Raw genomic sequence first — 10,006 nt, forward strand, 5'->3', positions numbered from 1 at the left:
ATACAATGTCAAGAATCGATTACAAAACGGGAAATGAGTCAGAAACCTTTATCTGTGAAAATTGCGGCGCCGGCGTGGTGCCGCCCGAATCGGGAACACGGAACAGGAACCACTGCCCCGAATGCCTGTGGAGCAGGCACGTCGATTACCGCACGGGCGACCGCCTGTCGGTGTGTGGCGGCATGATGGAGCCCATCGCAGTCTGGGCCAGAGGCGGCGGCGAGTGGGCGCTGGTGCACCGTTGTGCGAAATGCGGGATCGTCCGCGTCAACCGCATAGCGGGCGACGACAACAGCCTGCGCCTCCTCGGTCTTGCCACGGGGCCGCTCCGGCGCCTTCCGTTCAGCCTGGACGGACCCGCCGGCGCGAGCGCGTCGAAAGGAGGACGGCCATGAAGCTCGAACGACTTGGATGGAGTGACTTTTTCGAGGCGCAGTTCGCGCCGCTTAAAGGCTCGGGGCTTTTGCCCGCCAGGGTGACGGCCGAGGCCGGCCCCGTTTACATGGTGGAGACCGAGGAGGGCCCCGCGACGGCGCAGGTGTCCGGGCGCTTTCAGTACGTCGCCTGCGGCCGCGCCGATTTCCCGGCGACGGGCGACTGGGTGCTCGCGCGCGTCGAGGGTGATCTATTGATGATAGAGCGTGTGCTGGAACGTAAAAGCCGCTTTTCGCGAACAGCGGCCGGCGGCGGGAGCGACGAACAGGTGCTGGCCGCGAACGTCGACACCATGTTCGTAACGGCCTCGCTCGAGGGCGGCAGGAACTTCACGGAGCGCGGGCTCGAGCGGTATCTTGTTATGGTGGCCGACGGCGGGGCCGCGCCGGTCATCGTGCTCAACAAGTGCGACCTGTGCCCCGCGGACGAAAGGGACGACTTCTCGCGGAGGGTCGCGTCGATCGCGGGGAATGTTCCGCTCGTCATACTGAGTGCCCGTACCGGTGAGGGGCTTGATGGTCTCCGGGGGCTCCTTGTCCCCGGCAGGACCGCGGCCTTTACGGGGCCGTCGGGCGTCGGCAAATCCGCGCTCATCAACGCGCTCCTGGGGCGCGACGCCCAGCATACCGGCGAGGTGCGCGAGGACGACAGGCGGGGCAGGCACACCACGACCCGCAGGGAGCTCTTCTTTCTCGAAAACGGGGCGATGGTGATCGATACGCCGGGCCTCCGGGAGCTTCGGCCCTCGGGCGATGCGGGGTCGCTGTTGGCGGCCTTCCCGGAGATCGCCGGGGCCGCGGCCTTGTGTAAATTCCGGAACTGCGGCCACGCCGACGAACCGGGCTGCGCGGTGCTGAGCATGGTGTCGGAGGGAGCGATCGCGCACGACCGCTACCAGGCCTATATGTCGCTCGCGCGCGAGATGCGGACAACGGAGGCGCTACGCACGGAGAAGGGCCGGCGCGAGCGGAAGGCGCGGGACAGGGAGATCGCAAAGCTGGTAAAGGAGTATAACCGGATACACAGGGAGTGAGGAGGGCGGCCACCGGTAGGGGCCGGGCCGCCATGCGCGCATCGTGTCCCGCCGCCTCAGCCCTTGGGCGAATCCTCGACGGACCCGGTGACGACCCGGTTGCGCCCCTCGTTCTTCGCCCGGTACAGCATGCTGTCGGCCGATTCGATCAAATCTTTCATGGTGATTTTCATTCTGCGAACCGGCGGTATGAAGCCCGTCAGACCGAAACTCATCGTTACGGGGATGGATGTTCCCGACGCCTCCACGGGAGTGTTCTCGATTTTCGCCCTGAGGCGCTCCGCTACAATAGATCCGTCTTCGATCCGCGTTTCGGGCATGACTATGATAAACTCCTCGCCACCGTAGCGGCACACCCAGTCGATCCTGTCCCGCATGGTGTCGATGATGGCTCGGCTGATCGAGATGAGCACCAGGTCGCCGGCGTGGTGGCCGTGGGTGTCGTTGATCGCCTTGAAGTGGTCGATATCCCCCATGATAACCGACAGCGGGCGGCCGTATCGCAGCGCGCGCTCGATTTCGGTGGGAAGCTGCTCCTCCAGAAAGCGGCGGTTGAAGCATCCGGTGAGTGGATCGCGGACTGAAATCTCCTTCATCGACTCGTACGCGCACTCGAGATCAAGCGTCCGCTCTTTCACCTGCTCCTCGAGTCCCGCATTGAGCCCGGTGAGCTCGCGGGAGAGGATTTCCACCCTGGTAAACGTACCGGTCAGGCGGCGGGAGAGCACCAGCGCCTGGCATAGCACGAATATGATGGTGCCCGCGTCCACCAGGTTCACCGAATGCACGTTGTAGCTCGCGTTAAGGTTGTCGTTTATCGTCGCGACGGACAATACTGCGAAGCCCGCCAGAATTATCGCCGCGCCGTCGCGCTTTCGCTTGACCGCGATGACGTTCTCCACGATGACGGCCGCGATGATGGCGAGCGCGAAGTAGAAGAAGGCGAACACGAAGCGTGTGAACACCAGCGGCGGGCTGAACAGGACCGCGATCGAGAACGCTCCCGTTATCGCCATTACGATTACGGGCTGACGGCCGGGGGTTTCGTCGGGATACAGGGATTTAAACAGGTAAACGCCCGCGGGGACCGCGAAAAAGTAGGACAGGTACAGTACGCGGATTACCGCATCGAACGGTATGGCCGGAAGTATGCGCGTTATGATGTATTCCCCGGTGAAGAGCGGCCGCAGGGAGATGATAAGGCAGAACAGCGCCATGTAGGCGAACTGCCGGTCCTGCGGCCGCATGAGGAACAGGGCCAAGTGGTAAAGGAACATGATGAAGAGGCAGCCGAACAGGAAAACGCTCTTGATGTCAATGATCCATTTCTCGTAAGCGATCTCGTCCTGTATGCCCAGCCGTATGTGCTCCCAGGGTCCGCCGGCGCGGTAATGGAAGTTCGACACCTGCAGCACGATATCCAGCCTGTCGGCGGGCGCGCTTTCGATCTCGCTTACCTGGGGCAGGCAGCCGGGAATGGATGCGGTCGGGTCCGCGCCGACCGCGCCGGCCCGGTTCGCCATCGTTCCGTTGACGTATATGGCGAAGGCCGAGCTGACGGTGGTGGTCCGTATGGCCAGGTCATGGTGTGGCCTGTCGAGAAGGACGACGAGGCGGTAGGTGGCGTGGCCCGTTCCCGGCAGTTTCGCGCCGTTTACCGGCAGGTCTTTCCATGTGCCGGGGAGGGCGGCGTAGCCCGTGCGGGGCGGCGGCCGGTCGCCGGTGAAGCGCCGCGGAGCGTGGAGCTCGTTCCAGTAGAATTCCCAGTCGCCCGAAAGCGGGAGCGTTCCACGGCGGTCAAAGTCCCACTCCCTCAGGTCGAGCACGCCGCCGACCGCGCGGGGGTACCCGTCCGGGTTCGTCAGGCGGTCGCACCGTACGGCGGCCGGCAGGAGGAGCATGATGAGCAGGAATAACGGGACCGTTCTCATCGTGCAATTACCCCGACGATGAGGCGGTTTGTAAATCATTTTTCCCGGTGATCAGGCGTTGTGGCCACCGGTAGGGGCCGGGCACGCCCGGCCCCTACCGGCGGCCGCAGGTGGCCGGGCCGTTTAAAAATACACCACCAGGTCGTCCTGCGAGTATTTATACAGGTTCTCCTTCAGCCTTTGCGCCATGAAAGGCTTTCCGTGCGCGGGGAGGATGAACTCGACCTTCATCGAGAGCGCCTTTTCCCATGAGGCGTACGCCAGGCCGACGTTTTCATTAAAGAGCGTGAGGTACTTCGCCCCCGCCCACAGGAGGAAGCTGGAGGCCATGTCCCCGCAGAAGAGGTATGTGTCCTTATAGATCAGGGAGATGGAGTCGGATGAATGCCCCGGGGTATACAGTACGACGGCGGAGAGGCCCACCTCGGCGGGCAGAACGGTTTTCTCCCCTCGCAGGATTATATCCTGTTTACGGACCGTATAGGGCGGAAAGCTGAAGTCCCAGCTTGGGGTTATCAGCATCTTCAGCCTGAACAGCGTGTAAATGGCCCTGTTGACGATGCCCCCGCCGTTTTTCGTGTTGTTCTCGCCCGCGGCGAGCAGGGGCACGCCCGTTTCATGGACGATGACGCGTAACGACGGATTCAGGGTGGTCATCATATTGAGAAAGCCGACATGGTCGTCGTGATGATGGGTGATGAAGACGTATCTGATATCCATAACGTCGACGCCGTGTTGTTTGAGGCCCTGTAAAAAGCGGTCGTACTCCTTCGCGTAGCCGTTGTCTATCAGCATGTATCCCTTTTCCAGCGGGATGAGGAAAACGTTCGTGAATTCCAGGGGGATCACTTTCACCCCGTCGGGCAGGCCGACCGTTTCGTGCCTGTCCGAAAAATACACCGCGCCCGACACCGCCAGTGAGGCGGCCAGCAGTATCGTGATGATGAGTGTACGACGTTTCTTCATTTTCATTCTTTTCTCCCTGTATGGTATGATCTTGAAGTAAGTAGTGTGCACGTTACGTGTTGCCTGTTGAGATCGCCACGTCGCTGCGCTCCTCGCGATGACAGGGAGGGTTTGCCATATACCATCGCGGTGTCCCTCGCTCTATCCTGTCATTGCGAGCCCCGGGCCGTATCGGGGCGTGGCAATCTCTTTACGTACTGAGTTCCATAACCCAACGTGTTGCCTGTTGAGATCGCCACGTCGGCCTGCGCTCCTTGCGATGACACTAATATAAATATGCGACAGGTCTAATATGTGAAATAAAGTTCACATTGTCAATAGTAATATGAACTTTATTTCATATTATGCTTGATTTTTATCTCTTTGTGCCGCAGGCTCGGCGCGTCGTGACGGAGAACCGCCGGCATATCGCCGGCTTCGAACGAAATGGAGAGAAGCGTGTCGGGAGAGAAGGCAAAAGCACGGAAACCGGTCCAGGACCGGGGCATACGGACGAGGGCCGCGATACTCGACTCGGCCAAAGCGCTCTTCGCGGAGAAGGGCTATCACGGAACCAACTCCAAGGAGATCGCCGCCAGGGCGGGGGTGGCGACCGGCACATTTTACAGCTATTTCGACGAGAAAAAGCCGGTATTCCTGGAGGTGATCCGCGGGTATTACCACGAAATACAGGACGCGGTCCTCGCCGACGGCGCGCTTGAGATATACTCAATGCCCGTCCGCACCAAAGCCGATCTCAAGAAGCTGGTGCGCGAGCTCATACGCGCGCTGTATGCGGCGCACACCCTGTCCCCTGAGCTTCACCGCGAGATCACGGCGATGACATACAGCGACCCCGAGGTCGAGCGGCTGATCAGGGAAGAGGTGGGCAAAACGATCGCGCTGGTCGGCGCGCTTCTTTCGAAGGTGTCGGACAGGCTTGCCGTCAGCGACGTTGAGGCCGCCGTGGAGGTGGTGGTCCACTCGGCCGAGGAGGTCATACACCGGCTGCGCATGTTCGAGCACAATGCCGCCGACGAGAGGGTGCTCGGCGAGCTTGAGGATATGATTTACCGGTATTTGTTTGTGAAGGGGTGATGGGCGGCGCGGACGGCTGAATCGTGCCCACCGCCATCCACCCGGTCTGCTTCGCGCTTGGTTCCATTACCAGGAAGCCCGGCATCAAAAACAACACGACCACGGCCCGCGACTACATTAAAATTACGATCCTCTTCGATCACGACGTTGTCGACGGCGCCCCCGCGGCCCGTTTTACCTCGCGCCTGGTCGATCTTATCGAAAGCGGCTATGGATTATGACGCTCGTGGCGTAAGCCCCTCGCTTTAAAATAGCGTATAACTCCAGCACCGAAAGTTCACTCCCTACAATCGCCCCCTCTCCCGCGGGAGAGGGGGCAGGGGGGTGAGGTCGTTAAGGAACACGCCGCGATGAACCCGTCGAAGCGGGGCCGGGGGGTGAGGTCGCCGCTCACAGCACGCCGGCACGGGAAAGCGTCACGAAACGAACTCCAGCACCGCCTCCGCGCCGCCGCCCTCGCGGTTGCGCACAACGATACGTCCGCCGTGGGCCTCCATGATCCGCGCGCAGATGTGCAGCCCCAGCCCGTACCCTCCGGTCTCGCGCGAGCGCGAGCGGTCCACCCTGTAGAAGGGCTCGAACACGCGCGAAAGCTCCTCCTCGGGAATGCCGCTCCCGCGGTCGCGTACCGTCACGACAGCTCCCGCGCCAAAGCCGCGCGCGCTCACCTCGACGGCAGTCCCCTCGGGCGAAAATTTCAGGGCGTTGCCGAGAATGTTCCGCAGCACTATCAGCACCCGCTTGCGGTCGGCGTTGATGAAAAGCGGCCCGACCGGAAGATCCATCGAGACAGCGTCCGCCATCGCGCCGAACTCGCGGATCGATACGTCGAGCGCTTCTTTAAGGTCCATGCGCTCGCGGCGCGGCGCGCCCTCGGGGCGTTCCAGCCGCTGGGTCTCCAGCAGTTCGCCGATCATCGCGTCGATCGCGGCAACGTCCTCCAGAACGCTCCGCCGGCCCGCCACCTCGGGCATGAGCTCGAGCGCCACGCGCATGCGGGTGAGCGGAGAGCGAAGCTCGTGGCTCACGTCGCGGAGCAACTGCTCGCGCGAGGCGAGCATGGCGCTCACACGCTCGTTCATAGCGTTAAACGACGCTGTGAGCTCGCCCAGCTCGTCGGACGGGCCGGCGGGCACGCGGTGAGACAGGTTCCCCGCTGCGGTCTGTTTCACGCCGTCGGCGAGCAGGCGTATTGGCGAAAGCAACCGGCGGATGAGAAAATAGGCCACTATCATCACCGTGCTCACCAGGCCCAGGAAAAGATAGAGAATGAGGCCGCCGCCCTCGGGGATGTCGCGCGCGCTTCCCCAGAAGCGATAGCGCACGCCCTCGCGCTCGGTCTCGTAGACGTACGTGCCCCTGTCCCAGCCGAAGCTGCCGCGCGGCGTGCGGTGCGACGGGTGTTTATGTTTCGACGGCTCCGGCGGTGGAGCCGTCGCCCAGCTGACGCCCGTTCCCTCCACCGCGATATTCATGGTGGTCTCGCGAGCGAGGCGCAGGGCCTCCCGGTGGTCGGGCGGTGTGCCCATATCGCGGATCATGTAGTCCGCGTAGGCATCCATGTTTTTAAGAAAGCTGTCGCGCCGGTTGAAGCGGAACTGCGAGCCGAAATAGGCGCCGATGAGCAGGTTGATGAGGAGCGCCGTCGCCACGATGATGCCGAAGAGCTTGGTGAAGATGGAGAGTTTAAGTTTCATGCGCGCCCCCGTCAGGCCGTAAAGGCGTAGCCCGTGCCGCGCACGGTCGTGATGTAGCGCGGCTTCCGGGGATCGTCGCCCAGCTTCTGACGCAGGCGGCTAATCAGCACGTCGATGGAGCGGTCAAAGGAGTCGTCGTCGAGTCCCTTGAGGCGCTCGAAGATGAGATCGCGCGAGAGCACCACGCCGCGGTTGCGCGCGAGCAGCGAGAGGAGCGCGAACTCCATCGAGGTGAGCGCCACCTCGGCGCCGTCAAGGCGGACGCGCCGCCGGTCGAAGTCCACCTCAAGCGCCTCCGCGCGGAACACGCGCCCGGGCGCATCTTTATGGCCGCGGCGCAACACCGACTGCATGCGCGCCACCAGCTCGCGCGGCTCGAAGGGCTTGGGGAGATAGTCGTCGGCTCCCATCTCCAGCCCCACCACGCGGTCGGTCACCTCGCCGCGCGCGGTGAGCATGATGATGGGAACCGAATGCGATTTCCGAATCTCGCGGCACAGGGTGAAGCCGTCCGTCCCCGGGAGCATCACGTCGAGGATGATGATGTCGGGAAGCTCCCGGCCGATCTCCTCGAGCCCCGCCCCGGGCGTCGTCGCGGTCCGAACGGCGAATTCGAAGCGCGACAGGTACTCCGAGAGGAGCGCGCAGAGCTTGCGGTCGTCGTCGATGACGAGGACGGACGTCACGGGACTACTCCTTCCAGCGCGCGTGATGTTCTTCCATGAGCGAGGCGAGCTTCGAGCGCTGCTCGGGCGTCAGCATGGCATGGAACTCCACGATCTTGTCGACGATAAAGGGCCGCAGGCGCTTCATGGCGGCCTCGCGTGTATCCAGGAGCCGGTTGATGGCGGCCGCTTCCAGCTTGTCGCTCTTCACCAGGGCGATCGCCTCGGTCCCCATCTTCTTATGCGTGGCACGCTCCTCCTTGAACTTCGCGAGCACCTCCACCTTGATGCCGTCGAGCTTCGCCTTCTGCTCCTTCGTGAGATCGAGCTTCGACGAGATCTTCTTTACCGCCCAGTCTGCGCGCTTCTCGGGGCTCGGCCTGCAACTGCCGCAGCCGGTCGCCACCAGCGCCGCCACGGCCACGGCGGCCGCCGCCACAATCGCGTTACGTTTTACGTTCATCGTACATTCCTCCTCTGTGGGTTGGTTTAGATACCCACAACATCGCGCGGCCGCGTAACGGGGTGATGTCCGATTGTAACGAAATGTTTCATTTTGATTTTTTTTCCCGGTATCGGGATCATTCCACCGGCAATCCGTTGATCCTTCTTGCCAGGTTTTTCGCGAAATTCGCGGTGCCCGCGTCCAGGTCGTTTAACGATGCCACGGTTTCCCTGTGGGCGAACTCGGCCACTCCTTTCTCCACGTCGATAATGCGCCCGTTTATGAAAACTTTGTTCTTCCACACCTCGACGCTACCCACAAGCATCTTCCTGGCGGACAGTAGTTTTCCCACCTGGACGGCGCACGAGGTGTCCGTGCAGCCGGTCATGGAGAAGGCCTGTTCCTTCAGGATCGCGTCCATGGCCGAGCGCTCGATGACCTGGAACTGGCCCGTGTTGATGAGCTCGGTGCGCAGCCATTCGCTCACCTTCCGCGCCTCCTGGTACGAGACGCCGTCGGCCTTGAAATCGATCACGGCTATGAGGCTCGCGCTGCCGCTCCTGATCACGGGTATGCTTTTTACGGCGGCCGCTTTAATCGATCCCCTGTCGGTGCCGAGCCGCTGGAGAAGCTTTATGCCGTAGCTGGTCTGTCTTCTCAGGGTGGTATGGTCGAATCCGAAACCGAAATCGACCCGTGAATACGCCTCCAGGCCCACGATGGCGCGGTCGACATCGGCGCCCTTTTCGTAAAGAAACAGGACCGTCTGGATGTGCCCGTAATAGGCGGCCCAGCCGAGGGAGGTGATGCCGGCACACCCGACAAGGCACGGGGTGGACTCGGCCTCGATGTTGGCCCCTTTTTCCAGAAAGAGCTTTACGAGTTCGGTCCTGCCGCGTTCCGCGGCGATTATCAGGGCCGTTTTGCCGTTCGGCCCGGAGGCTTCGTTGATGTTGGCTCCCTGGTTGAGCAGTTCCACAACGCCGTTTACATCGCCATCTCTCGTTTTCTGCTGAAGCGGCGATGTCGCGCAGCCTGCAACAATTACGACGGTCAGCAGAAGCGGAGAAACAAGTGCGACCGTGGTTTTCCGCGCCGTCGATAAGTGTACGAATACTTCCGTAACCTTCCAGTCGAGTCTCTTTTCCACTTCTGTCTCCTTGTTGTCTATGCCATGTGTAATGGTCACGGTATTTTTATGTAAACTGTTCATGCGATTTCGCTGATGGAGTTGAGGGAAGAGAGATACGGCGGTGGGAAACGAGAAGCCGGAAAGACGGTTTCGGACAGATCATACAATGCCTCCCGTGAGGGCGGAAACGGATTTCCCCGAACCGCCAGGAGGGTTGCCGTACCGTCATGACCGTGATTTGCGTCAAACTGTGTCGGAAAACGCTGATGTTTATATAAATAACGCTCTGGCAGAAAAACGATATATGGAACAAATAATTGTCAAGCTTTTTTCGGGATGTGTGTAGCGTCCGAGTGAAGCCATATCCGCGCTTCCCGGGGCCCGGCCCGCGGTTTCCGCAAGCAGCCGCCGTGAGGACCGCGTCAGGTTTAGGGTCCATCGTACATTCCTCCTCCGTTGGGTGGATTGTATGCTCACATCATCACGCGGCCCGTTTTACCTTCCGCCTGGTCGATCTTATCGAAAGCGGCTATGGATTATGACGCTCGTGGCGTAAGCCCCTCGTTTTAAAATAGCGTATAACTCCAGCACCGAAAGTTCACTCCCTACAATCGCCCCCTCTCCC

10 protein-coding genes are annotated in these 10,006 nt (G+C 61.5%); 4 read left to right on the top strand and 6 right to left on the bottom strand.

What is annotated here, in order from left to right; genetic code table 11:
- The first annotated feature begins 5 nt into the window (after positions 1 to 5).
- Positions 6 to 395: an RNHCP domain-containing protein gene (locus VLM75_00430; protein ID HSV95377.1), complete on the top strand. Its 390-nt coding sequence runs from the start codon at positions 6 to 8 to the stop codon at positions 393 to 395.
- Positions 392 to 1,468 (top strand): ribosome small subunit-dependent GTPase A, encoded by a 1,077-nt coding sequence (gene rsgA / locus VLM75_00435; GenBank protein HSV95378.1) that lies wholly within the window; start codon positions 392 to 394, stop codon positions 1,466 to 1,468. The genes VLM75_00430 and rsgA overlap by 4 nt, the downstream gene beginning before the upstream one ends.
- A 56-nt stretch (positions 1,469 to 1,524) precedes the next feature.
- On the opposite strand, the gene VLM75_00440 is transcribed toward rsgA, so the two are convergent.
- Positions 1,525 to 3,399 carry a diguanylate cyclase gene (locus VLM75_00440; protein HSV95379.1) on the bottom strand — a complete coding sequence of 625 codons (1,875 nt, stop codon included), beginning with the start codon at positions 3,397 to 3,399 and terminating at the stop codon, positions 1,525 to 1,527.
- A gap of 123 nt (positions 3,400 to 3,522) precedes the next feature.
- Entirely contained in the window at positions 3,523 to 4,371 is an 849-nt protein-coding gene (locus tag VLM75_00445; GenBank protein HSV95380.1) for an MBL fold metallo-hydrolase, read from the bottom strand.
- Positions 4,372 to 4,803: 432 nt separating this feature from the next.
- Here VLM75_00445 and VLM75_00450 point away from each other — a divergent pair, with 432 nt between their 5' ends.
- Together VLM75_00450 and VLM75_00455 are read left to right on the top strand one after the other, a co-directional pair.
- Positions 4,804 to 5,442, top strand: a complete 639-nt coding sequence (locus tag VLM75_00450) for a TetR/AcrR family transcriptional regulator (GenBank protein ID HSV95381.1) — start codon at positions 4,804 to 4,806, stop codon at positions 5,440 to 5,442.
- A 23-nt stretch (positions 5,443 to 5,465) separates the two neighbouring features.
- Complete coding sequence (locus VLM75_00455; protein ID HSV95382.1) at positions 5,466 to 5,663, top strand: 2-oxo acid dehydrogenase subunit E2; 198 nt, start codon at positions 5,466 to 5,468, stop codon at positions 5,661 to 5,663.
- 195 nt (positions 5,664 to 5,858) lie between these two features.
- Here VLM75_00455 and VLM75_00460 read toward each other — a convergent pair whose 3' ends face one another.
- The 4 genes from VLM75_00460 to VLM75_00475 form a co-directional block, all read right to left on the bottom strand.
- Positions 5,859 to 7,139 (bottom strand): HAMP domain-containing sensor histidine kinase, encoded by a 1,281-nt coding sequence (locus tag VLM75_00460; protein HSV95383.1) that lies wholly within the window; start codon positions 7,137 to 7,139, stop codon positions 5,859 to 5,861.
- An 11-nt stretch (positions 7,140 to 7,150) separates the two neighbouring features.
- A complete protein-coding gene (locus tag VLM75_00465) occupies positions 7,151 to 7,825 on the bottom strand; it encodes a response regulator transcription factor (GenBank protein ID HSV95384.1) in 675 nt (224 codons plus the stop codon).
- A gap of 4 nt (positions 7,826 to 7,829) precedes the next feature.
- Positions 7,830 to 8,267 carry a Spy/CpxP family protein refolding chaperone gene (locus VLM75_00470; GenBank protein ID HSV95385.1) on the bottom strand — a complete coding sequence of 146 codons (438 nt, stop codon included), beginning with the start codon at positions 8,265 to 8,267 and terminating at the stop codon, positions 7,830 to 7,832.
- 118 nt (positions 8,268 to 8,385) lie between these two features.
- Positions 8,386 to 9,399 carry an ankyrin repeat domain-containing protein gene (locus VLM75_00475; protein HSV95386.1) on the bottom strand — a complete coding sequence of 338 codons (1,014 nt, stop codon included), beginning with the start codon at positions 9,397 to 9,399 and terminating at the stop codon, positions 8,386 to 8,388.
- Between the last annotated feature and the right edge of the window lie 607 nt (positions 9,400 to 10,006).

It is taken from the genome of Spirochaetota bacterium (genome assembly GCA_035477215.1).
Taxonomy (GTDB): domain Bacteria; phylum Spirochaetota; class UBA4802; order UBA4802; family UBA5368; genus MVZN01.

Coding starts and splice junctions, on each gene's coding strand:
- VLM75_00430 (HSV95377.1), top strand. CDS start 6: ATGTCAAGAATCGATTACAAAACGGGAAATGAGTCAGAAACCTTTATC.
- rsgA (HSV95378.1), top strand. CDS start 392: ATGAAGCTCGAACGACTTGGATGGAGTGACTTTTTCGAGGCGCAGTTC.
- VLM75_00440 (HSV95379.1), bottom strand. CDS start 3,399: ATGAGAACGGTCCCGTTATTCCTGCTCATCATGCTCCTCCTGCCGGCC.
- VLM75_00445 (HSV95380.1), bottom strand. CDS start 4,371: ATGAAAATGAAGAAACGTCGTACACTCATCATCACGATACTGCTGGCC.
- VLM75_00460 (HSV95383.1), bottom strand. CDS start 7,139: ATGAAACTTAAACTCTCCATCTTCACCAAGCTCTTCGGCATCATCGTG.
- VLM75_00470 (HSV95385.1), bottom strand. CDS start 8,267: ATGAACGTAAAACGTAACGCGATTGTGGCGGCGGCCGCCGTGGCCGTG.